At 60.6% G+C, this 24,404-nt stretch carries 21 protein-coding genes and 1 riboswitch; of the genes, 14 read left to right on the forward strand and 7 right to left on the reverse strand.

Going from position 1 to position 24,404, the window contains the following annotated elements; genetic code table 11:
• Positions 1-31 precede the first annotated feature (31 nt).
• Positions 32-1,456, forward strand: coding sequence for a bifunctional D-glycero-beta-D-manno-heptose-7-phosphate kinase/D-glycero-beta-D-manno-heptose 1-phosphate adenylyltransferase HldE (gene hldE / locus HGP31_RS02675; protein ID WP_033039386.1), 1,425 nt, complete (start codon positions 32-34; stop codon positions 1,454-1,456).
• A 108-nt stretch (positions 1,457-1,564) separates the two neighbouring features.
• Here hldE and HGP31_RS02680 read toward each other — a convergent pair whose 3' ends face one another.
• The 4 genes from HGP31_RS02680 to HGP31_RS02695 all read right to left on the reverse strand — a co-directional run bounded on the left by HGP31_RS02680 (position 1,565) and on the right by HGP31_RS02695 (position 5,035).
• On the reverse strand, positions 1,565-2,533 hold the full coding sequence (locus tag HGP31_RS02680) for a hypothetical protein (protein ID WP_020801209.1): 969 nt from the start codon (positions 2,531-2,533) through the stop codon (positions 1,565-1,567).
• Positions 2,534-2,566: 33 nt separating this feature from the next.
• Positions 2,567-3,379 carry an aldo/keto reductase gene (locus HGP31_RS02685; protein WP_020801208.1) on the reverse strand — a complete coding sequence of 271 codons (813 nt, stop codon included), beginning with the start codon at positions 3,377-3,379 and terminating at the stop codon, positions 2,567-2,569.
• Positions 3,376-4,551: an NAD(P)/FAD-dependent oxidoreductase gene (locus HGP31_RS02690; RefSeq protein ID WP_168757126.1), complete on the reverse strand. Its 1,176-nt coding sequence runs from the start codon at positions 4,549-4,551 to the stop codon at positions 3,376-3,378. The genes HGP31_RS02685 and HGP31_RS02690 overlap by 4 nt, the downstream gene beginning before the upstream one ends.
• Before the next feature lie 151 nt (positions 4,552-4,702).
• The gene (locus tag HGP31_RS02695) at positions 4,703-5,035 is read right to left on the reverse strand and encodes a DMT family transporter (protein ID WP_008055699.1); all 333 of its coding nucleotides are present in this window, start codon (positions 5,033-5,035) and stop codon (positions 4,703-4,705) included.
• A 104-nt stretch (positions 5,036-5,139) separates the two neighbouring features.
• Between HGP31_RS02695 and HGP31_RS02700 the strand changes: the two genes are divergently transcribed.
• Positions 5,140-6,054 (forward strand): LysR family transcriptional regulator, encoded by a 915-nt coding sequence (locus tag HGP31_RS02700; protein ID WP_083350046.1) that lies wholly within the window; start codon positions 5,140-5,142, stop codon positions 6,052-6,054.
• Positions 6,047-7,324, forward strand: a complete 1,278-nt coding sequence (waaA, locus tag HGP31_RS02705; RefSeq protein WP_020801204.1) for a lipid IV(A) 3-deoxy-D-manno-octulosonic acid transferase — start codon at positions 6,047-6,049, stop codon at positions 7,322-7,324. Before HGP31_RS02700 ends, waaA begins: the two co-directional genes overlap by 8 nt.
• Before the next feature lie 73 nt (positions 7,325-7,397).
• On the opposite strand, the gene HGP31_RS02710 is transcribed toward waaA, so the two are convergent.
• Entirely contained in the window at positions 7,398-8,831 is a 1,434-nt protein-coding gene (locus HGP31_RS02710; RefSeq protein ID WP_020798574.1) for a TolC family outer membrane protein, read from the reverse strand.
• A 193-nt stretch (positions 8,832-9,024) separates the two neighbouring features.
• A riboswitch (TPP riboswitch) is annotated at positions 9,025-9,130 on the forward strand.
• A gap of 164 nt (positions 9,131-9,294) precedes the next feature.
• Between HGP31_RS02710 and thiC the strand changes: the two genes are divergently transcribed.
• Both thiC and cytX read left to right on the forward strand, forming a co-directional pair.
• Positions 9,295-11,184 carry a phosphomethylpyrimidine synthase ThiC gene (gene thiC, locus HGP31_RS02715; protein ID WP_008063536.1) on the forward strand — a complete coding sequence of 630 codons (1,890 nt, stop codon included), beginning with the start codon at positions 9,295-9,297 and terminating at the stop codon, positions 11,182-11,184.
• A 155-nt stretch (positions 11,185-11,339) separates the two neighbouring features.
• On the forward strand, positions 11,340-12,632 hold the full coding sequence (cytX, locus tag HGP31_RS02720; protein WP_042955490.1) for a putative hydroxymethylpyrimidine transporter CytX: 1,293 nt from the start codon (positions 11,340-11,342) through the stop codon (positions 12,630-12,632).
• On the opposite strand, the gene HGP31_RS02725 is transcribed toward cytX, so the two are convergent.
• Entirely contained in the window at positions 12,601-13,347 is a 747-nt protein-coding gene (locus tag HGP31_RS02725; protein WP_008063538.1) for an RsiV family protein, read from the reverse strand. The two genes, cytX and HGP31_RS02725, sit on opposite strands and share 32 nt — an antisense overlap.
• A 219-nt stretch (positions 13,348-13,566) precedes the next feature.
• On the opposite strand from HGP31_RS02725, the gene HGP31_RS02730 reads away from it, so the two are divergent.
• From HGP31_RS02730 to HGP31_RS02770, 9 genes are all read left to right on the forward strand, one after another.
• The gene (locus HGP31_RS02730) at positions 13,567-14,184 is read left to right on the forward strand and encodes an NUDIX domain-containing protein (protein ID WP_020798570.1); all 618 of its coding nucleotides are present in this window, start codon (positions 13,567-13,569) and stop codon (positions 14,182-14,184) included.
• Positions 14,175-14,627, forward strand: coding sequence for a DUF1249 domain-containing protein (locus HGP31_RS02735; protein WP_008063540.1), 453 nt, complete (start codon positions 14,175-14,177; stop codon positions 14,625-14,627). Before HGP31_RS02730 ends, HGP31_RS02735 begins: the two co-directional genes overlap by 10 nt.
• 98 nt (positions 14,628-14,725) lie before the next feature.
• On the forward strand, positions 14,726-15,541 hold the full coding sequence (gene cpdA / locus HGP31_RS02740) for a 3',5'-cyclic-AMP phosphodiesterase (RefSeq protein ID WP_168757127.1): 816 nt from the start codon (positions 14,726-14,728) through the stop codon (positions 15,539-15,541).
• 182 nt (positions 15,542-15,723) lie between these two features.
• Positions 15,724-16,332, forward strand: coding sequence for a YqiA/YcfP family alpha/beta fold hydrolase (locus tag HGP31_RS02745; RefSeq protein WP_168757128.1), 609 nt, complete (start codon positions 15,724-15,726; stop codon positions 16,330-16,332).
• 43 nt (positions 16,333-16,375) lie between these two features.
• Positions 16,376-18,283 (forward strand): DNA topoisomerase IV subunit B, encoded by a 1,908-nt coding sequence (gene parE / locus HGP31_RS02750; protein WP_020798566.1) that lies wholly within the window; start codon positions 16,376-16,378, stop codon positions 18,281-18,283.
• A complete protein-coding gene (locus HGP31_RS02755) occupies positions 18,283-19,272 on the forward strand; it encodes an esterase-like activity of phytase family protein (RefSeq protein ID WP_020798565.1) in 990 nt (329 codons plus the stop codon). Before parE ends, HGP31_RS02755 begins: the two co-directional genes overlap by 1 nt.
• Positions 19,269-19,793 carry a retropepsin-like aspartic protease family protein gene (locus tag HGP31_RS02760; protein WP_020798564.1) on the forward strand — a complete coding sequence of 175 codons (525 nt, stop codon included), beginning with the start codon at positions 19,269-19,271 and terminating at the stop codon, positions 19,791-19,793. The genes HGP31_RS02755 and HGP31_RS02760 overlap by 4 nt, the downstream gene beginning before the upstream one ends.
• Before the next feature lie 7 nt (positions 19,794-19,800).
• Positions 19,801-22,068 carry a DNA topoisomerase IV subunit A gene (gene parC, locus HGP31_RS02765; RefSeq protein WP_020798563.1) on the forward strand — a complete coding sequence of 756 codons (2,268 nt, stop codon included), beginning with the start codon at positions 19,801-19,803 and terminating at the stop codon, positions 22,066-22,068.
• Between the two features lie 176 nt (positions 22,069-22,244).
• Positions 22,245-22,958: a PqiC family protein gene (locus tag HGP31_RS02770; protein ID WP_168757129.1), complete on the forward strand. Its 714-nt coding sequence runs from the start codon at positions 22,245-22,247 to the stop codon at positions 22,956-22,958.
• 105 nt (positions 22,959-23,063) lie between these two features.
• Here HGP31_RS02770 and HGP31_RS02775 read toward each other — a convergent pair whose 3' ends face one another.
• A complete protein-coding gene (locus HGP31_RS02775; protein WP_168757130.1) occupies positions 23,064-24,233 on the reverse strand; it encodes an IS4 family transposase in 1,170 nt (389 codons plus the stop codon).
• Between the last annotated feature and the right edge of the window lie 171 nt (positions 24,234-24,404).

A 24,404-nucleotide genomic window follows, 5' to 3' on the forward strand; every position in this document is an offset into this window, starting at 1 on the left:
GCCCCTGTTCATTTTGTATGTGGGTTGCTCCATGAAGTTGTCCATGCCGCGATTCGATCAAGCCCCTGTCTTGGTGGTCGGCGATGTCATGCTCGACCGTTACTGGCATGGTGGTACCTCACGGATTTCCCCTGAGGCGCCAGTACCGGTGGTCAAGGTCGATCACATCGAGGACCGCCCGGGCGGTGCCGCCAACGTTGCGTTGAACATTGCCGCCCTCGGCGCGCCGGCTTCGCTGGTCGGAGTGACCGGCGACGATGAAGCCGCCGACAGCCTGGTCAATAGTCTCAAGGGTGCCGGTGTGCGCGCGTTGTTCCAGCGCATTGCCCACCAGCCGACCATCGTCAAGCTGCGGGTCATGAGTCGTCACCAGCAACTGCTGCGCATCGACTTCGAAGAACCCTTCGCCACCGACGCTTTGGCGTTGTCCGTGCAGGTCGATGAACTGCTCGAAGGCATCAAGGTGCTGGTACTGTCCGACTACGGCAAGGGCGCGCTGAAAAACCATCAGGCGTTGATCCAGGCCGCCCGTGCCCGAGGCATTCCGGTGCTGGCGGATCCCAAGGGCAAGGACTTTTCCATTTATCGCGGTGCGAGCCTGATCACGCCGAACCTCAGCGAGTTCGAAACCATCGTCGGAGGTTGCGTCGATGAGCATGATTTGGTGAACAAAGGCGCGAAGCTGATGCACGACCTGGACCTGGGCGCCTTGCTGGTGACCCGTGGCGAACACGGCATGACCTTGCTGCGCCCGGATCATCCAGCATTGCACCTGCCGGCACGTGCCCGTGAAGTGTTCGACGTGACCGGTGCTGGCGATACGGTAATTTCCACTTTGGCAGCGGCGATTGCTGCTGGCGAGGAACTGCCACACGCAGTGGGCCTGGCCAACTTGGCGGCAGGCATCGTGGTCGGCAAGCTCGGTACGGCGGCCATCAGCGCGCCGGAATTGCGGCGTGCCATCCAGCGCGATCAGGGTTCCGAGCGCGGTGTGCTGGGCCTGGAGCAGCTATTGCTGGCAGTCGATGATGCGCGTGCGCATAACGAGAAGATCGTTTTCACCAACGGTTGCTTCGACATCCTGCATGCCGGGCACGTGACGTACCTGGAGCAAGCACGGGCGCAGGGCGATCGCCTGATCGTTGCGGTCAACGACGATGCGTCGGTCAGCCGCCTGAAAGGGCCTGGCCGTCCGATCAACAGTGTCGACCGACGCATGGCGGTGCTGGCAGGCCTGGGTGCCGTCGATTGGGTGATCAGCTTCGCTGAGGGCACGCCGGAGAACTTGCTGCGCGAGGTGAAGCCGGATGTGCTGGTCAAGGGTGGGGACTACGGGATTGACCAGGTGGTCGGTGCGGACATCGTGACCGCTTACGGCGGGACGGTGAAAGTGCTGGGGTTGGTGGAAAACAGTTCCACGACTGCCATTGTCGAGAAGATCCGCAAGTCCGAATGACACAGCCCTTCTCCTGATCATTCCCACGCTCTGCGTGGGAATGCCACTATGGACGCTCTGCGTCGGCTGTTGGGGCGCTCTGCATCCCGGGCTTGCACGTGGGAACGATCAGGGGCGCGCAGCCTTGCGCGGTACTATCTTCTTCAGCAGTTGCTTGGCCTTGCCACGCAACCGCGCCAATCCCGAATCCTTCGTTGGCGGCGTCAAGCCCTGCTGCCGTACCCAGTCTTTCCAGCGAATCCGCTCATCTTTCACCAGCCAACCTTCCTGCCTGGCAAAGCTTTCGGCCAGGTACAGTCCACGGGTGCTTGCTGGGTGCAGTTGATCCTTTTTCAAGGTGTAGAGCTCGGCCAAGGGATGGCCATCCTTCAACGGCATCAGGTACAGATCCGGGCGCTTGCGATCCAGGCGGGCCACCAGTTGATCGCCTTCCAGTCGTTCGTCGACGTGAAACAGGCTCAGGGATTTGGCTTCCTTGGGGACCTCCAGGCGTAAATCGTAAATCAATTGCAGCGATGCGGTCGGCAAGTGCACATAGGCCCGAGGCCGTTCGATCAGTGGCAGGTTGGCGCAGCGCACCGGACGCGCCGAGCCGGACAGCGGCGACAGGCGAAACGGCAGGGCTTCGCGGTAGTGCAGTGCGCTCGAATAGGGGGCGGGTAACCAAGTGTCGTTGAAGCGCCCACCGAGCCAGCCTTCCGGGGTTTCCAGCAGGCACTCTTCGGCGATTTCCTGAATGGCGGTGTGCAGCGGCAAATTCAGCTCATGGGCGGGCACGTAGCCGGAAATCAGCTTGAGCACCACGTCGCCGCGATCCTGCCGCCGTTGACGCACCAGCACCCAGTAATCGCGATTCTGCCAATGCAGTGTCAGGCGTACAGAGACCCCAAGGTTGGCCAATTCAAGGGAAAACCGTTCCTTATCGGCGACGCTCACCGGGCGTCGACGCTGCAGGATCTGGGCGAAATTCAACGGTCTCCCGACGCTCTGATAACTCAGGCCTTCGGGAGTCGCTTCGACGAATAACGGCAGGGTCTTGAAGTTGCTCGGGTTCTTTCTAATGAGCGTACGCGGCATGTCGGCTCCTGCTTTAGGCCGCGAGAGGCGGCATCAGTTGCTACGTAGGACCTGGGCAACGGTCGCCACGTTATGGGCGAGGTGCAGCGGATTGATCGTTCCAACGATAGCGCTGGCCACACCGGGATGTTCGAACAACAATTGGAAACTGGCGCGCACCGGGTCCACCCCTGGACTCAGGCACACATGACCGCTGGCGAGGGCTTTTTTGACCAGAATGGCTTTGCCATGAGCAGCAGCATAGTCAATGACCGCTTTTTCGCTTTGCTCGTTCAGATTGTAGGTGACCATTGCGCAATCACCTTGCTCCAGCGCCTTCAAGCCGCCTTCGACTGTCTTGCCGGAAAAGCCAAAGCCACGGATCTTGCCTTCGGCCTTGAGCGCGGCGAGCGTGGCATAAACTTCGCTTTCAGCGAGGATCGCCAGGTCGTTGCCGTCGGAGTGCACCAGCACCAGGTCGATGAAGTCAGTCTCAAGGCGTTGCAGGCTGCGTTCGACAGAAAAACGGGTGTGCGCGGCGCTGAAGTCGTGACGGGACAGGCCGTCGGTAAACTCTTCGCCGACCTTGCTGACGATCACCCAATCCTGACGCTGACCACGCAACAACGGGCCAAGGCGCTCTTCGCTGCGGCCATAGGCCGGCGCGGTGTCGATCAGGTTGATTCCCAGGTCGCGCGTGAGCTTGAGCAACATCCGCGCTTCATTGTCGTCGGGGATCTGGAAGCCATTGGGGTACTTCACGCCTTGGTCGCGGCCGAGTTTTACCGTGCCCAGGCCCAGGGGCGATACCAGCAGGCCGGTGCTGCCCAGGGGACGATGCAAGTCGTGCAGAGTCGGTTGGCTCATGGCAGCAATTGCTCCCAGGCCGGGATGGCCAGCGGCGGTCTTGGCAGTGGCGGCAAAGCGGTGACCGGACCCGGTTGAATGCCATCGCGGTCAAGGCTGGCGATGACGCGGTCGGCGAAGTCCGGCGCCAGGGCCAGCTTGGTTGGCCAGCCCACCAGAAGGCGACCTTCCTCGGCCACGAAGGCGTTGTCGGGACGTGTCAGCCCCGATTGCAGTGGTTCCGCACGGTCTACACGCAACGTTGCCCATCGCGCCGTGCTGAGGTCGATCCATGGCAATAACTGGCCAAGTTCTTTCTGCGCGGTGGCGATTTGTTCGACCGGCTCACGATTCACGCCTTCGGTTTCGGCGATATCGCCGCCCAGGTACCAGACCCACTGGCCATCGGCCGCCGGGTGCGTGGTCACGGTAATGCGTGGTTTGGTTCCACCGCCCAGGCAATGGGCGTAAAGCGGTTTGAGGCTTGGGCCTTTGGCGATGATCATGTGCAGCGGGCGACGTTGCATGGCGGGCTGGGTCAGCCCCAACGCTTCGAGCAACGCCGCCGTTCCGCCTCCGGCGCTCAAGACGATGCGTTGGGCGCGGATTTCGCGCTCGTCCACCTTCAGGCCAACCAGCACGCCACCCTCCAGCAGCGGCTCGATCTTCTGGCCGGCGAGCAGGCCATCGCCCGCGAGGTCGGCCAGGCGCTGGATCAGGCTTGGTACGTCGATCACCAGTTCCGCCAGGCGATAGACCTTGCCCTTGAAGCGTTTGTCCTGGAGGGCCGGCGGCAGTTGATCGCCCTTGACCTGATCGACGCGACCGCGCACGGCTTTGCTGGCGAAGAAGCTGGTGAGGTTGCCGGCGATCGTACCCGGGGACCAGAGGTAGTGCGCCTCGGACAGCAGGCGCACACCCGAAAGATCCAGTTCGCCATTCCCGGCCAGGGCTTCACGCCAGCGACGCGGCATGTCGGCGATGGCTTCCGAGGCACCGGTCAGGGCGCCATGCAGAGCGTACTTGGCGCCACCATGGATGATGCCCTGGGACTTCACACTTTGCCCGCCGCCGAGGCTGGCGCTTTCCACCAGTACGGTCGAGAAGCCCTGGCGACGCAGGCGCGCATTCAGCCAGAGGCCGGCAACACCAGCGCCGACAATGAGAACGTCGGTGGAAATAACGGATGGCATGCAGCGACCTCAGTGTTCAAGACGAGGGCGCAGTATACGGGATACAGCAGACCCTGTAGGAGCCGGCTTGCTGGCGATCCTTGCAACACGGTGTCCTGATTCACCGCTATCGTCGGAACGCCGCCCGCAGCAAGCCGGCTCCTACAAGGTGTTAATGCCCTGCAGTCTTGGAGAACAGTTGAATCACCACAACCCCCAGCACAATCATCGCCATCCCCAGCATTGCCGGCACATCCAGCTTCTGCCCGTAGATGAACAACGCCGCGACGCTGACCATCACGATGCCCATGCCGGCCCATACCGCGTAAGCGACGCCCACCGGCACGCTGCGCACCACCAGGGTCAGCATCCAGAAGGCGATACCGTAGCCGACGATGACCAGCAGCAGCGGCAACGGCGTACTGAAGCCCTTGACCGCTTTCATCGAAACAGTGGCAATCACTTCGGCGCAGATGGCAATGGCCAGGTAGTAGTAAGCGGTCATGGTTCAATCCTCGTATGAAGTGTTGCTTGCTGAGTTCGGCATTCTAGAGATTCTCCAGATGCGGTAAAGTCATTACCTATCTGTTCAGAAGATGGGTTTGCCCTATGCAATGGAATCTTGAACAACTGCGGCTTTTCGTCGGTGTGGCGGAGCAGCGTTCGTTTTCTGCCGTGGCACGGGACCAGCGCAAAGCCCAGTCGGCGGTTAGCAGCGCGATTGCACTGCTGGAGGAAGACCTGGGCGTGAACCTGTTCGATCGCAGCAGCGGTCGCCAGCCGAAACTCACCGAGGCCGGCAACGCTTTGCTGGAAGAAGCGCGTGAAGTGCTGCGCCAATGCGAGCGCCTCAATGGCCGGGCGCTGGCGATGATGCGCGGCCAGGAAGCTCGCTTGCGCCTGGCACAGGACGAGGCCATGCCGTACCAGCCGGTTATCGAAAGCTTTGAAGCCCTGGCGGAAAAATTTCCCAGCCTTGAAGTGCAACTGACCAGCGCCGCCCAAGGCGATGTGGCGCGCAAACTGGTGGAGCGGCGGGCCGACCTGGGGTTGTTGTTTTATCACGATCAAATTCCTGAAGCCCTGGAACGGCGGGTGCTGGGCAGCGTTGAGATGGTCACGGTGTGTGGCGTCGGGCATCCGTTGGCGGCGAAGGCCGAAGTGAATTGCCAGGAACTGGCGCAGCATCGCCAGCTGCTGATGTCCACGCAGTCCAGCATTTACCCCGGCAGCGAACCGGCCAGCCCGCAGGTCTGGCGGGCCGACAGTTTTTACGTGATGGCCGAATGGCTGGTACGCGGCCTCGGCTGGGCCTGGCTGCCGCGGCACGTGGTGCAGTACTCGGCATACCAGGGCTTGATCGTCGAATTGGCCAGCGAATGGACCCCGCCGGCCTTGGTGGTTGAGTTGGTGTGGCGCCGCGATGAGCCACTCGGGCCGGCCGCTCGATGGTTGGCGGAGCGTTTTGCCGTGCATTTGCAGGCTATCGGTGAAAAAACCGATAAACTCCGCCGCCATGAATAGAACTCTCTACACCGCGCTGTTTTACCTGGGGCTGCCATTGGTGGCGATTCGTCTGTGGCTGCGCTCGCGCAAGGCACCAGCCTATGCCAAGCGCATCGGCGAGCGTTTCTCCTACGGGATGCCGACGATGAAGCCCGGTGGGATCTGGGTACATGCGGTGTCTGTGGGCGAAAGCATTGCCGCCGCGCCGATGATTCGGGCCTTGCTGCAGCGTTACCCACAACTGCCGATCACCGTGACCTGCATGACGCCGACCGGCTCGGAGCGCATCCAGGCGTTGTTCGCCAACGAACCGCGCATCCAGCACTGCTATTTGCCGTACGACTTGCCGTGCGCCGCCAAGCGTTTTCTTGATCGGGTCCGGCCGAAGCTGGCAGTGATCATGGAAACCGAGCTCTGGCCCAACCATATCCATCAATGCGCCAGGCGGGGGATTCCCGTGGCCCTGGCCAATGCTCGACTGTCTGAACGTTCGGCCAGGGGCTATGGCCGCTTCGGTAAGCTGACCGGGCCGATGTTGGGTGAGATGAGCCTGTTCGCGGTGCAGACCGAGGCCGAGGCCCAGCGTTTTCGTGAGTTGGGTGCGCGGGCGGAAACCGTTGAGGTCACCGGCTCGATCAAGTTCGACCTGACCATCGATCCGCAACTGTTGCAACGTGCAGCCGAGTTGCGCGGGCAATGGCAGGCCTTGGAACGCCCGGTGTGGATCGCCGCCAGTACCCATGATGGCGAAGACGAGGTGGTACTGGCGGCCCATCGCCAGTTGCTGGCGAGCCATCCCGACGCCTTGCTGATTCTGGTGCCGCGCCATCCCGAGCGTTTCAATGCGGTATTCGAACTGTGCCGCCAGCAGGGTTTTGCCACGGTGCGGCGTTCCAGCGCAGAAGCGGTCACCGCCGCCACATCGGTGCTATTGGGTGACACCATGGGCGAACTGTTGTTTCTCTACGCCCTGGCCGACAGCGCATTCGTTGGCGGCAGCCTGGTGCCTAATGGAGGGCATAACCTGCTTGAGCCGGCGGCTTTGGCCAAACCGGTGCTCAGTGGCCCGCACCTGTTCAACTTCCTTGAAATTGCCGCGCAGTTACGCAGTGCCGGCGCATTGCAGGAGGTTGAGGATGCACAAGGGCTGGCGGTGGCGGTGCAGCGGCTGTTCGAATTTCCGCGGGATGCGCAGCGGATGGCCGAGGCGGGGTTGAAGGTGATGCGCACCAATCAGGGGGCGTTGCAGCGGTTGCTGGATGGATTAGGCCGTTTAATTGACCGCTAACCTGTAGGAGCCGGCTTGCTGGCGATGGCGTTCTTGAAATCGCCCTCGCCAGCAAGCCTGCTCCTACAGTTTCTCAGGGGCGGGCCTTGAGTTGTTCCGCCGCAGCCTTCGCCAGGTCCGGCGGCAGGAAGTCCTTGTCCGGGTTGTAGTTGGGATTGAGCCAACGTGCCAGATCCTGCAGATCCCCCGGGTTCAATGTACCGGCCTGCTGCTTCAAGCGCAGGTTGTCGAGGATGTAGTCGTAGCGGGTGTTGTTGTAGTCGCGTACCGAGGTGTAGAGCGAACGCTGCGCATCCAGCACGTCGACGATGTTGCGCGTACCTACCTGATAGCCGATTTCCGTCGCTTCCACAGCACTCTGGTTGGAGATGATCGACTGCTTGCGCGCCTGCACCTGCTCGACGTCAGTATTCACCGCACGGTGAAGGTCGCGGGTGTTTTCGACGATTTGCCGGCGCAGGGATTCGCGTTGCTGTTCGGTCTGGTCCAGTTGCGCATAGGACTGGCGCACCTGGGAGTTGATCAGGCCGCCGCTGTAGATCGGGATGTTCAATTGCAGGCCCACGGTGGTTTGCTCGACGTTACCGCCATAGGCCTGGGGAAAGCCGTTCGGGTTGCTGAAACCCAACGCATCGTTGTCGCCTTTTTCGTACTGCGCCACGGCGTCGAGGGTCGGCGCATGTCCAGCCTTGCGCTGTTTGAGTGTTTGCTCGGCAGCGCTGACGGCGTAGTTGCTGGCCAGTAGGTTGAGGTTTTGCTTGGCCGCCGTTTCGACCCAGGCTTTGGCGTCGTTCGGTGCTGGCGGGAGGATCGGCAAGTTGTGGCTGATGCCCTGGATCGAGTTGTACTGGCGGTTGGTCAGTGTCACCAGGGCTTCAAAGGCATCATCCACCTGGCGCTGGGCAACGATGCGATTGGCGCGTGCGGTGTCGTAGCTGGCTTGTGAGTTGAGCACATCGGTCTTGTCCGAGAGCCCGACATCGAAGCGTTCGTTGGACTGATCGAGTTGACGCTTGAACGCGGCTTCCTCGGCCTTGGTCGAGGCAAGGTTGTCCTGGCTGCGCAACACGTTGAAGTAACTGTCGGCGGTCTGCAGGATCAGGTTCTGCTGGGTCGCGGAGAGTTGCAGCGCAGCCTGTTCATTGACGTCCTTGGCGGCCTGGAACTGGAACCAGCGATCGGCGCGGAAAAGCGGTTGCGCCAGGGTTGCCTGGTACGAATGCGCATTGCGGTTGGTCGTGGCCGAAGGCTGGTCGATGGCCGTGCGTACGTTGGAGACATTGGCGCCGCCCGACAGGTTGGGCAGCAAGCCTGCGCGGGCCTGGGGCACGACTTCCTTCTGGGCGCCATATTGGGCGATGGCGGCGGCGAGGTCGGCGTTGTTGTTGACCGCTTCCTGATAGACGCTGACCAGATCGGTCTTGGTCGATAAGGGCGCTTCTGCTGCCCAGGCCATTCCATTGGACGCACAAGACACGGCAAGGGCCAGTGAGAGTTTGCGCAGCATGAGGCGATCCCTAAAAGATTATGCTGATAATTTGAGCGCCAAGGCTACGGCGCGGCACCTGCAGCGTCAATGCGCAGCGTGGCCGTAGCGAGTGTAGTTGCGCGCTCGTCCCGCAACAATCCTGTAATTGCGCCATTCATCACGGTGTTTGCAGCGGTGTTGGCGTTCTTGGGCAGTTATGTCTAGACTGGCCGGGTTCTTGTCGGGGTGCCTTGCTATGAGGCTGAGATCGAATAATTTCGGATCCCGTTGAACCTGATCAGGTTAGCGCCTGCGTAGGGAACAAGATTTCTCGTCACCCGGCGAGTCCTCTTGTGCTTCGTCCGGGATGTTGTTCGACAATCGAACACCCCTCGAGCACTGAGCACAGCACAGCTGGTTTTCCCAGCGCACGTGCGTCCATTCGTTTACAGGTTCGCTCCGACAAAATTCCACTGCCTGGATGCTGTCTGGAGAGCCCGTGATGACTACAAAAGCAAAAATCGCCACCAACCTGAGTGACTCGGCCAAGGTCGATCAACAATCGGTTCAGCCGTTTACCCGTTCGCAAAAAATCTATGTCCAGGGTACTCGCCCGGACATCCTCGTGCCGATGCGCGAAATCAGCCTGGACGTGACGCCGACCGACTTCGGAGGCGAGGTCAACGCGCCGGTGGTGGTGTACGACACCTCGGGCCCTTACACCGATCCCAATGTCATCATCGATGTGCGCAAAGGCTTGGCCGATGTGCGCTCGCCATGGATCGAATCCCGCGGTGACACCGAGCGCCTGAGTGGCCTGAGTTCCAATTTCGGCCAGGAGCGCCTTGCCGATCCGGAACTGACCAAGCTGCGCTTCGCCCACGTCAACAACCCGCGTCGCGCCAAGCCGGGCGCCAACGTCAGCCAGATGCATTACGCGCGCAAAGGCATCATCACCGCCGAGATGGAATACGTCGCCATCCGCGAAAACATGAAGCTGGAAGTGGCCCGCGCCGCCGGCCTGCTGGACCAGCAACACGCCGGACACAGCTTCGGCGCCAGCGTGCCGAAAATCATCACACCAGAGTTTGTCCGTGACGAGATTGCCCGCGGTCGCGCGATCATTCCGGCCAACATCAACCACACCGAGCTGGAACCGATGATCATCGGCCGTAACTTCCTGGTGAAGATCAACGGCAACATCGGCAACAGTGCCCTGGGTTCGTCCATCGAAGAAGAAGTGGCGAAACTGACCTGGGGCATTCGCTGGGGTTCGGACACGGTCATGGACCTGTCCACCGGCAAGCACATTCACGAAACTCGCGAGTGGATCATCCGCAACTCGCCGGTACCAATCGGCACCGTGCCGATCTACCAGGCCCTGGAAAAAGTCGGTGGTGTGGCCGAAGACCTGACCTGGGAGCTGTTCCGCGACACGCTGATCGAGCAAGCCGAGCAGGGTGTCGACTACTTCACCATCCACGCCGGCGTATTGTTGCGCTACGTGCCGATGACCGCCAAGCGCGTGACCGGCATCGTTTCCCGTGGCGGTTCGATCATGGCCAAGTGGTGCCTGGCGCACCACAAGGAGAACTTCCTCTACACCCATTTCGAAGACATCTGCGAAATCATGAAGGCCTACGACGTCAGCTTCTCGCTGGGCGATGGCCTGCGTCCGGGCTCGATTGCCGATGCCAACGACGAAGCGCAGTTCGGCGAACTGGAAACCCTCGGCGAGCTGACCAAGATCGCCTGGAAGCACGACGTGCAGTGCATGATCGAAGGCCCGGGCCACGTGCCGATGCAGTTGATCAAGGAGAACATGGACAAGCAGCTCGAGTGCTGCGACGAAGCGCCGTTCTACACCCTCGGCCCGCTGACCACCGACATTGCGCCGGGCTACGACCACATCACCTCCGGCATCGGTGCGGCGATGATCGGCTGGTTCGGTTGCGCCATGCTCTGCTACGTGACGCCGAAAGAGCATTTGGGGCTGCCGAACAAGGATGACGTGAAGACCGGGATCATCACCTACAAGATCGCCGCGCACGCCGCCGATCTGGCCAAAGGACATCCCGGCGCACAGATCCGCGACAATGCCTTGAGCAAGGCGCGTTTCGAATTCCGTTGGGAAGACCAGTTCAACCTGGGCCTGGATCCGGACACCGCTCGTTCGTATCACGATGAGACGTTGCCGAAGGATTCGGCCAAGGTCGCGCACTTCTGCTCCATGTGCGGGCCGAAATTCTGCTCGATGAAGATCACCCAGGAAGTCCGCGAGTATGCGGCCAACCAACGGATCGAAGCGGTGGACGTGGACGTCGCCCAAGGCATGGCCGAACAGGCCGAGCGCTTCAAGCAGGAAGGCAGTCAGCTTTACCAGAAAGTTTGATCTGACAACCTCGTGCTGATCGTTCCCACGCTCTGCGTGGGAATGCAGCCCGTGACGCTCCGCGCCACTGGACGCAGAGCGTCCCTTGAGGCATTCCCACGCAGAGCGTGGGAACGATCACACATCACAACAAATGTCCCTCTGAGATAACACCCTTGAGCATTCAACCGAGTACTTATTCACCTGGCATCGCGGTGCCAGCCGACAAGCGTGTGTTCGGCGGTCGCGATCTGTTTTCCCTGTGGTTCTCTCTCGGCATCGGCCTGATGGTCTTGCAGACCGGTGCGTTGCTCGCGCCAGGCCTGGGTCTGTCCGGCTCTTTGCTGGCTATTTTCCTCGGCACGCTGGTCGGCGTCCTGTTGCTGGCCGCCGTCGGCGTGATCGGCAGCGATACCGGCCTGTCGTCGATGGCCGCGCTCAAGCTTAGCCTGGGCAATCGGGGCGCGAGCCTGCCAGCCGTACTGAACCTGCTGCAGCTGATTGGTTGGGGCTCGTTCGAGATCATCGTCATGCGCGATGCCGCCAGCCTGTTGGGCGCAAAGGCCTTCAGCGATGGCAGTGCGCTGTCCAATCCAGTGCTGTGGACGCTGTTTTTCGGCGCGCTTGCGACCCTGTTGGCCGTCAGCGGCCCCTTGACCTTCGTGCGCCAGATCCTGCGCAAATGGGGCATCTGGCTGCTGCTGGCAGCGTGCATCTGGCTGACCTGGAACCTGTTCGCCAAGGCCGACCTGGCCGCCTTGTGGGCCCAGGCCGGCGACGGTTCGATGCCGTTTGCCGTAGGTTTTGACATTGCCATCGCGATGCCGCTGTCGTGGCTGCCGCTGATCGCCGACTACTCGCGTTTCGGCAAGCGGGCGAAAAACGTTTTCGGTGGTACCGCAATCGGCTTCTTTATCGGTAACTTCTGGCTGATGAGCCTGGGCGTGGCCTACACCCTGGCGTTCGCGCCGAGCGGTGAAGTCAATGCCTTGCTGTTGGCATTGGCGGGCGCGGGCCTGGGTATTCCACTGTTGCTGATTCTGCTGGACGAATCGGAAAACGCCTTCGCCGACATTCACTCGGCAGCCGTTTCCAGCGGGATTCTATTGCGCCTGAAAGTCGAGCACCTGGCCTTGGCCATTGGCGTGATCTGCACCCTGATCGCCTTGCTGGCACCACTGGCCCAGTACCAGAACTTCCTGCTGTTGATCGGCTCGGTGTTCGCGCCGCTGTTCGGCGTGGTGCTGGTGGATCACTTCATCCTGCGCAAGCGCAGTGGCCAGGTTGCCTCAGCTGCATTGCGCTGGCCGGCGCTGCTCGCCTGGTTGGGCGGGGTCAGCACCTATCACCTGCTGGCTAATCTGTATCCGGATATTGGCGCAACCCTGCCGGCGTTGATCCTCGCAGGGCTGCTGCAGTTGGTGCTGGGTCGGGCCTTCAGTTACGGCCAGGAAACAGCTCGGGCTTGATGATGCCGTTCAGGCGAGGGTAGGGGATCTTCAATTCGACATGGCCCAGCGCGTAAGGCGCGATGCTGCTGGTTTCGTACTTGAGGATCACCCCGCCATAGGTCAGCGCCACGTTCTGGGTTTTCTGGAACGGCCAGCTCTTGACGAACTCCGGTTCCTGATCGAGCTTGGTGCTGATCAACCAGCTGTTGTGCGCCACCTGCGCCGCTTTCCAGAACGCCTCTTCCTGCCCTGGCACCAGCATGTCCGAAAGCGTCAGCACTTTCTGCTGTTGGCGCGAGTAGTTGATGAAACCTCGTCCCGGTGTGCCATGGGCGCCGCCGGTGTCCAGGTAACTGGACAATTCGATGATCACCAGTCCGTCATGCTGTTCACGTACCTTGGCCTGCAAATAGCTGCTGTTGCGCGGGCCGGCGGTGCGCAAAAATTGTTCGCGATAGGCCGCCAGTGTCGGCGCCACCGGGGCGTCGGGCGAGGTGCGGGTCATTTGCAGCAGGCGTTTTTCGATGATGCCGTCAAGCGCAGGCTCGGCGGGAAAGTGCAGGGTGTCGATGTTCACCAGCGGGCAGTCCTGGTCCGAACAGCCTGGCTTGAGCTGCTCGGTGGCGTCGCGGGTGGTTTCCAGCGGCGCGCGATAATTGGGCTGGAACAGGCTCTGGCAAGCGCCAAGGGTCAGGGCGAGAGCGGCCACGGAGGCAATTTTAAAAAGTGACATGGGTGTCCTTGATAAAACAGGGAAAGGCAAAAAGTTACCCGCTTCGACTATCAACGGAGCAGTCAGTTCGCCACTAAGCTAATTAGAGTGGGTTTCGTACTCACCGTCTATCTCGATGAAGGTAAAGGGGCTGCATCAAACCTCACGGGCGCGTTAGGATGGCGCGAAGTCGAGGTTCCGGGAATGAACCTCGTATCGGTTTGAAGTAAGAGGATAGTCATGACTGATTTTGCCAAAGCCATTCCGACCGCCGTGGATATCGTTCGGCGTGAAAAGTGCTTCGAGGGTTTCTACAAGCTCGATCGCGTGCACTTGCGCCACGAATTGTTCGCCGGCGGCATGAGTCGCGAGATCAGCCGTGAACTGTTCGTGCGCCACGATGCGGTGTGCATGCTGCCCTATGACCCGAAGCGCGACGAAGTGGTACTGATCGAGCAGTTTCGCGTCGGCGCCATGGGCAAGACTGACAATCCATGGCTGATCGAACTGGTCGCTGGTCTGATCGACAAGGATGAGCAACCGGAAGAAGTTGCTCACCGCGAAGCGCAGGAGGAAGCTGGGCTTGTGATTGGGGCACTGTGGCCGATGACCCGATATTTTCCATCGCCGGGCGGCAGCAACGAATTCGTGCATTTGTACCTCGGACGTTGCGATAGTAGTGGGGTAGGCGGCCTGCATGGGCTGGAGGAAGAGGCTGAAGATATCCGCGTCACGGTGTGGGCGTTTGAAGATGCCCTGCAAGCCGTACGCGACGGACGTATTGCCAACGCGCCCAGCATCATTGCCTTGCAATGGCTGGCACTGAACCGCGTTGAAGTGAGGGGGCTATGGTCGTAAACAAGTTGCGCGATCGCTATCGGGTGGACCTCGTGGGGCTGCAGGCGTCCTGTGAGGCGAACTACGCGCGCCTTATGCGACTGTTGCCGGACATGCGCAGCGAGCCAGCGGCGCGGCGGATTGCCGTGACCCATGGCGACCAGATGCTGGGCGTGCTGGCGCTGGAAGTGCTGCAGGTTTGTCCCTACACCACGACCCTGCAGGTGCGGCAGGAACACAGCCTGCCGTGGCTGCCGGTGCCGCAACTGGAAGTGCAGGTCTATCACGACGCGTGCATGGCCGAAGTGGTCAGCGCCGAACATGCACGGCGCTTTCGCGGCATCTATCCTTACCCGAACGCCTCGATGCACCAGCCCGACGAAAAGGCCCAGCTAAACATGTTTCTGGGCGAGTGGCTGAGCCATTGCCTGGCACTGGGGCATGAGTACGAAGTCGTCCGTTAGTTGTGAACTGCGTCAGGTTCACAGGTTTCCCCTTTCGATCGTCTCCCAGCATAATCACGTCTCTCACCCAATCCGTGTTCACGCCCTGGGAGAACACCTTGCCGAGCGTATCCTCATTGACCAGCGCCGATCCGGCATTCCTGGTGCAACTCTCCGACAGTCATCTGTTTGGCGAGGTGCACGGCACGCTGTTGGGCATGAATACCCGCGACAGTCTGCAAAAAGTCATTGAATTGGTGCGAGTGCAGCAGTCGCAGATCGATCTGCTCCTGGCCACGGGCGATCTGTCCCAGGACGGTACTCTTGCGTCATACCAGCAGTTTCGTGAATTGACCCGGCAGCTCGACGCGCCGGCCCGTTGGATTCCCGGCAACCACGACGAGCCGCAAATCATGGCCGAGGCCGCGGTGCAAAGTGCTTTGCTGGACTCGGTGGTGGATATCGGCAACTGGCGGGTCACACTGCTCGACTCGGCAGTGCCCGGCTCGGTGCCGGGGTATTTGCAGGACGAACAGTTACAACTGCTGGCTCGTTCATTGAGCGAAGCACCGGAGCGGCACCATCTGGTGTGCTTGCACCACCACCCCGTATCGATCGGCTGTGCGTGGATGGAGCCCATCGGGCTGCGTAATCCTGAAGCTTTTTTTGAGGTTCTGGATCGCTTTCCACAGGTGCGCGCCGTGCTGTGGGGGCATGTGCATCAGGAAATCGATCAATTGCGTAACAACGTGCGTCTGATTGCCTCGCCATCGACCTGCATTCAGTTCGAGCCGGGCAGTGAGGATTTCAAGGTCGGAGAGCAGGCTCCGGGGTATCGCTGGTTACGGCTGTTGCCGGATGGGCGGCTTGAAACGGGTGTGGAACGTGTGACCGGCTTCGACTTCCAGGTCGATTACGGCTCCGACGGTTACTGACACGCCCACCGTCACTGTAGGAGCGAGCACGCTCGCGAAAAACGCGATGACGACACTGGAAAACAGGTCACCAGCGTTATCGTTGGCGACCATCTCGAGCATGCTCGCTCCTACAGGGGGCATCCAACATCTGCGACACCCTGTAAACTCCGCCTTCCTTACCCGACCCACAGGGAGTCTTCATGTCCGGCTCGATCCTTTATATCCATGGCTTCAACAGCGCGCCGGCGTCGAAAAAGGCCACTCAGTTGAGTGACGTGATGGAGCGCCTGGGCTTGAGCGACCATCTGCGTGTGCCGGCCCTGCATCACCATCCCCGCGAGGCCATTGGCCAGCTGGAGCAGGCGATTGAAGCGCTCGGACGACCGCTGCTGGTCGGAAGCTCACTCGGCGGCTACTATGCGACTCACCTGGCCGAGCGCCATGGCTTGAAAGCCCTGTTGATCAACCCTGCCGTCAGCCCGCATCGGATGTTCGACGGGTTCCTGGGTACACAGAAAAACCTGTATACCGAACAGACTTGGGAAATGACCCACGACCACATGACGGCCCTCGCCGAGCTGGAAGTGCCGGCACCCCAAGACCCACAGCGCTATCAGGTATGGTTGCAGACCGGTGACGAAACGCTGGACTATCGCCTTGCCCAGCAGTATTACCGGGCTTGTGCCTTACGCATCCAGGCGGGTGGCGACCATGGTTTCCAGGGTTTCGCCGAGCGGCTTCCGGCAATGCTGAGTTTTGCCGGCATTGGCGCAGATTTGTACCAGGCGATTGATTTCACCGCGCTGTGAAACCTTGCCCCTATTTTCAATGAAAGACTGACGACGAGACCCCATGGCCACTCCCAGCGCTAGCTCTTATAACGCCGACGCCATCGAAGTCCTCTCGGGCCTCGACCCGGTGCGTAAACGCCCCGGCATGTACACCGATACCAGTCGGCCGAACCACCTCGCCCAGGAAGTCATCGACAACAGTGTCGACGAAGCCTTGGCCGGGCATGCCAAATCGGTGCAGGTCATCCTCCACGCCGATCACTCGCTGGAAGTCAGCGATGACGGCCGTGGCATGCCAGTGGATATCCATCCCGAAGAAGGCGTTTCGGGCGTCGAACTGATCCTCACCAAGCTTCATGCGGGCGGCAAGTTCTCCAACAAGAACTACCAGTTCTCCGGCGGTCTGCACGGGGTGGGTATTTCGGTGGTCAACGCCTTGTCGACCGAAGTCCGGGTGCGTGTAAAACGTGACGGCAACGAATACCAGATGACCTTCGCCGACGGTTACAAGAAAACCGAGCTGGAAATCGTCGGTACGGTTGGCAAGCGCAACACCGGGACCAGCGTGTTCTTCGCCCCGGACCCGAAATACTTCGATTCTCCGAAATTCTCCATCAGCCGCCTCAAGCACGTGCTCAAGGCCAAGGCCGTCCTGTGCCCGGGGTTGCTGGTCAGTTTTGAAGACAAGGCCAGCGGCGAGAAAGTCGAATGGCATTACGAAGATGGCCTGCGTTCCTACCTGGTCGATGCCGTCAGCGAATTCGAGCGTCTGCCGGACGAGCCGTTCTGCGGCAGCCTGGCCGGTAACAAGGAAGCCGTGGACTGGGCGCTGCTGTGGCTGCCGGAAGGTGGCGACGCAGTGCAGGAAAGCTACGTCAACCTGATCCCGACCGCCCAGGGCGGTACTCACGTCAACGGCCTGCGCCAAGGCTTGCTCGACGCCATGCGCGAGTTCTGCGAGTTCCGCAGCCTGTTGCCACGCGGTGTGAAGCTGGCGCCGGAAGACGTCTGGGAGCGCATCGCTTTTGTGCTGTCGATGAAGATGCAGGAGCCGCAATTCTCCGGGCAGACCAAGGAACGTCTGTCGTCCCGGGAAGCGGCGGCGTTCGTCTCTGGCGTGGTCAAGGACGCCTTCAGCCTGTGGCTCAACGCCCACCCGGAAACCGGTCTGGCGCTGGCAGAACTGGCGATCAGCAACGCCGGTCGTCGCCTGAAGGCCAGCAAAAAGGTCGAGCGCAAGCGCATCACCCAGGGGCCGGCATTGCCGGGCAAGCTCGCCGATTGCGCCGGGCAGGACCCGATGCGTTCCGAGTTGTTCCTGGTGGAAGGTGATTCCGCCGGCGGTTCGGCCAAGCAGGCGCGGGACAAAGAGTTCCAGGCGATCCTGCCGTTGCGCGGCAAGATCCTCAACACCTGGGAAGTCGACGGCAGCGAAGTGCTGGCCAGCCAGGAAGTGCACAACATTGCCGTGGCCATTGGCGTCGATCCGGGCGCCGCGGACATGAGCCAGCTGCGCTACGGCAAGATCTGCATCCTCGCTGACGCCGACTCCGACGGGCTGCACATTGCAACGCTGCTCTGTGCATTGTTCGTCCAGCATTTCCGCCCATTGGTGGACGCTGGTCACGTCTACGTCGCCATGCCGCCGCTGTACCGTATCGACCTGGGCAAAGAGATCTACTACGCCTTGGATGAAGCCGAGCGCGACGGGATTCTCGATCGCCTGGTGGCCGAGAAGAAACGCGGCAAGCCGCAGGTCACTCGATTCAAAGGCCTGGGTGAGATGAACCCACCGCAGTTGCGCGAAACCACCATGGACCCCAATACCCGGCGTCTGGTGCAGCTGACCCTCGGTGAGGATTTCGCCGCGACTTCGGAAATGATGGACATGCTGCTGGCGAAAAAGCGCGCCGGTGACCGCAAGAACTGGCTGGAGTCCAAGGGCAACCTGGCGGAGGTGCTGGGCTGATGCGGCTGGGCTTTGCCCTGGCGTGTGCGTTGCTGCTGACCTCGATGACGGTGTCTGCCAAGCCGACACCGCAGTTGCGCCTGTTGTCCGAACATGCCGTGGACGGCATGCGCGGTGGCAACCTGTCCGGGCTGGCCCAGTGCGGCAACGAGCTGTGGACAGTCTCCGACCGCGACGACGATCAGATCTACCGCCTGGAGACTGGCGAGGGTGCCTGGCACGCGGAAGCGGTGGGCATCGGTGTCCCGCCCGTACCCGACAGCGGCTTGCCCTGGGGTTTGCGTTCGCGGGCCTGGGTGTCGTCGTTCGTGCGTGGCGGTGACTTGGATTTCGAAGGGATCACCTGCGACAGCGCCGGAAATCGCTACGTGGTCAGTGAGTCCCATGCGGCGGTGCTGCAAATTCCGCCAACCGGACCGACCTCCTGGCTGAAGATTTCGCCGATCATGGTTCGCGAGGCCCGGGCCAGTGGGCTGTTGCTGCGTTTCAATGCATTGTTCGAAGGCCTGGCGATCAATCCGCAAGGTGACCAGTTGTGGTTGGCTGCCGAGCGCGAGAGTCGCGGGTTGCTACTGATCAAGCGCAAGCAAACCGTGTGGGACTGCGACGGCGGTTGTGTGCTGTTGAGTGAAGGGGGAAAGGAAATGCAACCTGCACAATTTCCCAGCGCCAGAGCGATGCCCCGGGATTTTGCCGATTTGTCATGGTTCGACGGCAAGTTGTTTACCCTCGAGCGCAACGCGTACGAGATTTGTCGTCGTGATGCGGTGACTGCCAAGGTCGAACGCTGCTGGTCCTTTGCCGATGAGGCATTGCAGGAAAATCGTCGTTATCCCCAGGGCTTTGCACTGACCGAAGCGTTGATCGTGGACGCCGAGGGTGCCTGGATCGGTGTCGATAACAACAACGGTGCCCGCGCCGATGGCGAGGTACGTCCGATCGTCTGGCGCTTCGCTGCACCTGAAGGTGGCTGGAGTGCCAAGCCATGAGCCAGCAAACGCCGGGCAAACGTGCCGGTCGCGTCTTGATGGTCTTGGCCTGGTGCGCCGCGTTGTTCCTGGCGACGCGTTTTTTCGGCCAGTGGGAAGAGCGTCAGCAAAACCCGAATGTGGTAGTGAGCTCGGAGCTCGGCGATGGTTTCGTCGAAGTGAAACTGATCGGCAACGGCCAGGGACATTTCGTTGCCAGCGGCCATATCAATGGTCAGCCGGTGAATTTCATGCTCGATACCGGGGCGACCGATGTGGCGATCCCGGCACAATTGGCGCAGCGGCTGAAACTGGAACAAGGCTTCGGGGTGACCCTGAGCACCGCCAATGGTCGCACCGAGGGTTATCGAACCCGCGTCGACCGGCTGCAACTGGGCGACATTGTGTTGCGTGATGTGCGCGCCATCGTCGTGCCAGGCCTGGATGGCGATCAAGTGCTGCTCGGTATGAGCGCGCTGAACAAACTTGAATTTACCCAGCGCGGTGGCACCATGCTGCTGCGCCAGACAACGAACCGATGAGGCCCGCATGAGCGACTCCCTTGATCTCAGCCTGGACGGTGTAGAACGCCGATCACTGGCTGACTTCACCGAAAATGCCTACCTCAACTACTCCATGTACGTGATCATGGACCGTGCCTTGCCGCATATCGGCGACGGCCTGAAACCGGTACAGCGGCGTATCGTCTACGCCATGAGTGAGCTGGGGCTGGACGCCGATTCCAAGCACAAGAAATCGGCGCGTACCGTCGGTGACGTGCTCGGCAAGTTCCACCCCCATGGCGACTCGGCCTGCTACGAAGCCATGGTCCTGATGGCCCAGCCATTCAGCTACCGCTACACGCTGGTGGATGGCCAGGGTAACTGGGGTGCGCCGGACGATCCCAAGTCCTTCGCCGCCATGCGATACACCGAAGCGCGGCTGTCGCGCTACTCCGAAGTGCTGCTCAGCGAGCTGGGCCAGGGCACGGCGGACTGGGGGCCGAACTTCGACGGTACACTCGACGAGCCTCTGGTGTTGCCGGCGCGTTTGCCGAACATCCTGCTGAACGGCACCACCGGTATCGCAGTGGGCATGGCCACCGATGTGCCGCCGCACAACCTGCGCGAAGTCGCCGGCGCCTGCGTGCGTTTGCTCGATGAGCCCAAGGCCACGGTCGAACAGCTCTGCGAGCACATCCAGGGGCCGGATTATCCGACTGAAGCAGAAATCATCACGCCGCGCGCCGACCTGCTGAAAATCTATGAAACAGGTCGTGGTTCGGTGCGCATGCGCGCCGTTTATCACATCGAAGACGGCGACATCATTGTTACCGCGCTGCCGCATCAGGTCTCAGGTGCAAAGGTGCTGGAACAGATCGCGGCGATGATGCAGGCAAAACCATCGAAAGCCCCGCAGATCGCCGATTTGCGCGACGAGTCGGACCACGAGAATCCGTGCCGCATCGTGATCATTCCGGGCGCCCGGAAAAATTTCGACCACGATGCCTTGATGCAGCACCTGTTCGCCAGCACCGAGCTGGAGTCGAGCTACCGGGTCAACATCAACATCATCGGACTGGACGGCAAGCCGCAGTTGAAAAACCTGCGGGCGCTGCTGGTCGAGTGGTTGGCGTTCCGGGTCCAGACCGTGCGTCGTCGCCTGCAGTTCCGCCTGGACAAGGTCGAGCGTCGCTTGCACCTGTTGGACGGTTTGTTGATCGCCTACCTCAACCTGGATGAAGTGATCCATATCATCCGCACCGAGGAGCAGCCAAAAGCCGCGCTGATCGAACGATACGCCCTGAGTGAAATCCAGGCTGACTACATCCTCGACACCCGCTTGCGTCAGTTGGCGCGACTGGAAGAGATGAAGTTGCGTGCCGAGCAGGATGAACTGCTCAAGGAACAAGCCAAGCTGCAAGCGCTGCTGAGTAGCGAAGCCAAGTTGAAAAAGCTGGTACGCACCGAGCTGATCAAGGACGCCGAGACCTATGGTGACGACCGTCGCTCGCCAATCGTCGAGCGTGCTGAAGCCAAGGCGCTGACCGAGCACGATCTGCTGCCGAACGAAAAAGTCACCGTCGTGCTCTCGGAAAAAGGCTGGGTTCGCTCCGCCAAGGGCCATGACATCGACGCCACCGGTCTTTCCTACAAGGCCGGGGATGGTTTCAAGGCCTTGGCGGCGGGGCGTTCCAACCAGTTTGCGGTGTTTATCGATTCCACCGGTCGCAGCTATTCGGTGGCCGCGCACACCTTGCCGTCGGCCCGTGGCCAGGGCGAACCTCTGACCGGCCGTCTGACGCCGCCGCCAGGGGCGAACTTTGAATGCGTGCTGATGCCCGAAGATGATGCGCTGTACGTCATTGCCTCGGACGCCGGTTACGGTTTCGTCGTAAAAGGTGAAGACCTGCAGGCCAAGAACAAGGCGGGCAAGGCATTGCTGAGCCTTCCAAACAACGCCAAGGTGATTCTGCCGCGTGCGGTGGCCGATCGTGAGCACAACTGGCTGGCCTCGGTGACCACCGAAGGTCGCTTGCTGATCTTCAAGATCAGCGATCTGCCACAATTAGGTAAGGGCAAAGGCAACAAGATCATCGGGATTTCCGGTGAGCGCGTAGCCAGCCGCGAAGAATATGTCACGGACATCGCCGTTGTGCCGGATGGCGCTACGTTGGTGCTTCAGGCAGGTAAACGTACATTGTCACTGAAAGCGGACGACCTGGAACACTACAAAGGTGAACGTGGCCGCCGTGGTAACAAATTGCCACGTGGCTTCCAGAGGGTAGATGCGCTGCTCGTCGAAAACCTCAATTAAGCGTCCTAGAGCGCCTGATCTGCGATTTAACGCGTAGATCGGCGCTTTGGCGCTGGAGTCGGAACGCATATTCACGGATGATATGGCCTTTCAAGCGCCGGCGTGGCCGAGCGTTCTTCACATTTATTGAGTATTTTCACTGTGATTAGCCTTGTGGCAATCACCTGGATGGGACGATGACTGCTCTGCGCCTTCCTTTTATTTTGATGCTCGCCGGCGTACTTGGCCTGGCGGGTTGCAGCGTTCACCAGCCGGTGTCGCTGTACCAACTGGACAGTGGAAGTCCGGTCCAGCCTGCGCAAAGCGCGGGCATGGCGGTTTTGTTGGGCCCGGTAACCGTGGCGGACTACCTGCAGCGCGAAACCCTGCTGCAGCGTCAGCCCGATGGCAGCCTGCAAGCCTCGACCGATGGCCGCTGGGCTGGCAGCCTGTCTTCCGACATCGATCAACTGCTGCTGCGCCAGGTGGCCGGTCACCTGGACAGCCAGCGCGTAGTGCTGTCGCCTGCGACAACGGGGTTCACACCGGATGTCCAGGTACTGTTGACCATCACGCGTCTGGATTCGGGTGAAAAGCAGCCGGCTATCCTCGATGCGCAATGGCGTTTGATCGACCGTCGTGGCCAGGTGCGCGATAATCGCATCATCCATCTGCAGGAACAGCACACCGGCAGCACGGCGGCTCAGGTTCAAGCGCAGGGTGCGTTGCTGCAGAAGCTCGCTGAACAGCTGTCGGTCGCGCTCAAGCCGCTGGCCAACCAGCCACCGATTGCCGAAGCGCCACGCAAACCGGCAGCCAAGCCCGCAGCGCCGGCGGCGGAGCAGGAAAAACAGCCGAAGATCCCGATGGCTGCTCCGATCCGTACGGATATGGAAGTGTTTCGCTTCTAGGTTCGGACCGGTACAACACAAAGCCCGCCTCGTGCGGGCTTTGTTGTTTCTGCTGCGTACTGATCGTTCCCACGCTCTGCGTCACTAGTGTCCGGTAAACATGTTTCATAGCTGAAGGCTGCCTTGGGCAGCCTTCAGCTTTTCTCGCTCCTGCCTTCGTCGATCCCTCAGTTCTGGAGTAGCGGGCCGTTCGTGCAGGACGTGAGATATGCGAACCGTCAGCTCGAACAACGAACCGGTAAATCCTGAACGACGATGGAAAAGGTGCAGTAACAAGTAGCTGATCAAGGCACTGTAAATCTGCAGGCGCACGGCGTTTTCAGAGAAGGCATAGAAGCGTTTGAGTTTCAGATGTTGCTTGATCCACTTGAAAAACAGCTCGATCTTCCAGCGATCTTTGTACAAGCCCGCGACTTCTTCAGCTGTTCTTGCGAAGTCGTTGGTCACTAGGATTAATGGCGTGGCATGTCCCTCGCGCTCAACCACCACGCGTCTTACCGGCGTTTCTCGGTAGTCATTCAGACGCTTACCGCCCAGATGCTTTTTGCCGAACAGAATGACTTCATCGGTCATGACCGGGCTTTGCTCGGCTACGGTCGAGTGCTTGTGCAGCACTTTGATATTGGCGTTTTTCTTCAGGCGGGTGACGAAAAAAGCGCCTTTGGTCTGCAACTGGTGCCACCAGTTGTAATCGCAATAGCCCTTGTCAAAGACATACGTCATGCCGGCCTGAATCGGCATTTCCAGTGCATCGCTCAGGTCGTTGACGTTGGCAGGAGTGATGTTGACGTACACCGGGGCCAACTGTGCCAAATCTAGCCCGACATGTACTTTCAAGCCCTGCGTAATGCGGGTTTTCGTGGCGGCTGTCCAGCCATCGAAGTGAGGTCCGCGCAAAGTGATCGACGTGGAATCAAGCAGGCTAACCATGGCACCGACTTCTTTGCGCTGCTGGCGGCTGATGCCGCGCAACAGCAACTCGCAAAGGTCCTGGAATGGCCGGTAGTCACGCTTGTTCAAGGCATCCGACAGGGTCGAGCGGGCGACGGGACCCGCTTTAAGATGGTAGCTATGCGGGCTTAGAGTTTCGGAGAAAGTCGCCAAGGACCGCAGGCTTAAGGCTTGGGTTACATGACCGCTGACCAGTGTCACCAGCAATTGCCAGGACGTGCAGCGTTTGACGTAGCGATCAGCCTGGTGCCTTTCGGTGGATTGCCGAAAGAACTGGCGCGGGATCGCACTGAGCAGGTGGGCTAAACGGGTGCTGGTAAACATGAGCCAAAATCGAGTCTGAAAAATCCGATTATGACTGACGGCCGCCAACAGCAAGGGGGAGCAAGCTCCCCCTTCGGTTTTTACCGGACACTAGTGACGCTCTGCGTGGGAATGCAGCCCGTGACGCTCTGCGTCACAACGGTGCCAGGGTTGGGATATGAGGTGAGGCTG

Origin of the sequence: Pseudomonas umsongensis, from assembly GCF_012647205.1 — a bacterium.
In the GTDB taxonomy this organism is placed as follows: domain Bacteria; phylum Pseudomonadota; class Gammaproteobacteria; order Pseudomonadales; family Pseudomonadaceae; genus Aquipseudomonas; species Aquipseudomonas umsongensis.

Coding starts and splice junctions, on each gene's coding strand:
- hldE (WP_033039386.1), top strand. CDS start 32: ATGAAGTTGTCCATGCCGCGATTCGATCAAGCCCCTGTCTTGGTGGTC.
- HGP31_RS02680 (WP_020801209.1), bottom strand. CDS start 2,533: ATGCCGCGTACGCTCATTAGAAAGAACCCGAGCAACTTCAAGACCCTG.
- HGP31_RS02685 (WP_020801208.1), bottom strand. CDS start 3,379: ATGAGCCAACCGACTCTGCACGACTTGCATCGTCCCCTGGGCAGCACC.
- HGP31_RS02690 (WP_168757126.1), bottom strand. CDS start 4,551: ATGCCATCCGTTATTTCCACCGACGTTCTCATTGTCGGCGCTGGTGTT.
- HGP31_RS02695 (WP_008055699.1), bottom strand. CDS start 5,035: ATGACCGCTTACTACTACCTGGCCATTGCCATCTGCGCCGAAGTGATT.
- HGP31_RS02700 (WP_083350046.1), top strand. CDS start 5,140: ATGCAATGGAATCTTGAACAACTGCGGCTTTTCGTCGGTGTGGCGGAG.
- waaA (WP_020801204.1), top strand. CDS start 6,047: ATGAATAGAACTCTCTACACCGCGCTGTTTTACCTGGGGCTGCCATTG.
- HGP31_RS02710 (WP_020798574.1), bottom strand. CDS start 8,831: ATGCTGCGCAAACTCTCACTGGCCCTTGCCGTGTCTTGTGCGTCCAAT.
- thiC (WP_008063536.1), top strand. CDS start 9,295: ATGACTACAAAAGCAAAAATCGCCACCAACCTGAGTGACTCGGCCAAG.
- HGP31_RS02725 (WP_008063538.1), bottom strand. CDS start 13,347: ATGTCACTTTTTAAAATTGCCTCCGTGGCCGCTCTCGCCCTGACCCTT.
- HGP31_RS02730 (WP_020798570.1), top strand. CDS start 13,567: ATGACTGATTTTGCCAAAGCCATTCCGACCGCCGTGGATATCGTTCGG.
- HGP31_RS02735 (WP_008063540.1), top strand. CDS start 14,175: ATGGTCGTAAACAAGTTGCGCGATCGCTATCGGGTGGACCTCGTGGGG.
- HGP31_RS02745 (WP_168757128.1), top strand. CDS start 15,724: ATGTCCGGCTCGATCCTTTATATCCATGGCTTCAACAGCGCGCCGGCG.
- parE (WP_020798566.1), top strand. CDS start 16,376: ATGGCCACTCCCAGCGCTAGCTCTTATAACGCCGACGCCATCGAAGTC.
- HGP31_RS02755 (WP_020798565.1), top strand. CDS start 18,283: ATGCGGCTGGGCTTTGCCCTGGCGTGTGCGTTGCTGCTGACCTCGATG.
- HGP31_RS02760 (WP_020798564.1), top strand. CDS start 19,269: ATGAGCCAGCAAACGCCGGGCAAACGTGCCGGTCGCGTCTTGATGGTC.
- parC (WP_020798563.1), top strand. CDS start 19,801: ATGAGCGACTCCCTTGATCTCAGCCTGGACGGTGTAGAACGCCGATCA.
- HGP31_RS02770 (WP_168757129.1), top strand. CDS start 22,245: ATGACTGCTCTGCGCCTTCCTTTTATTTTGATGCTCGCCGGCGTACTT.
- HGP31_RS02775 (WP_168757130.1), bottom strand. CDS start 24,233: ATGTTTACCAGCACCCGTTTAGCCCACCTGCTCAGTGCGATCCCGCGC.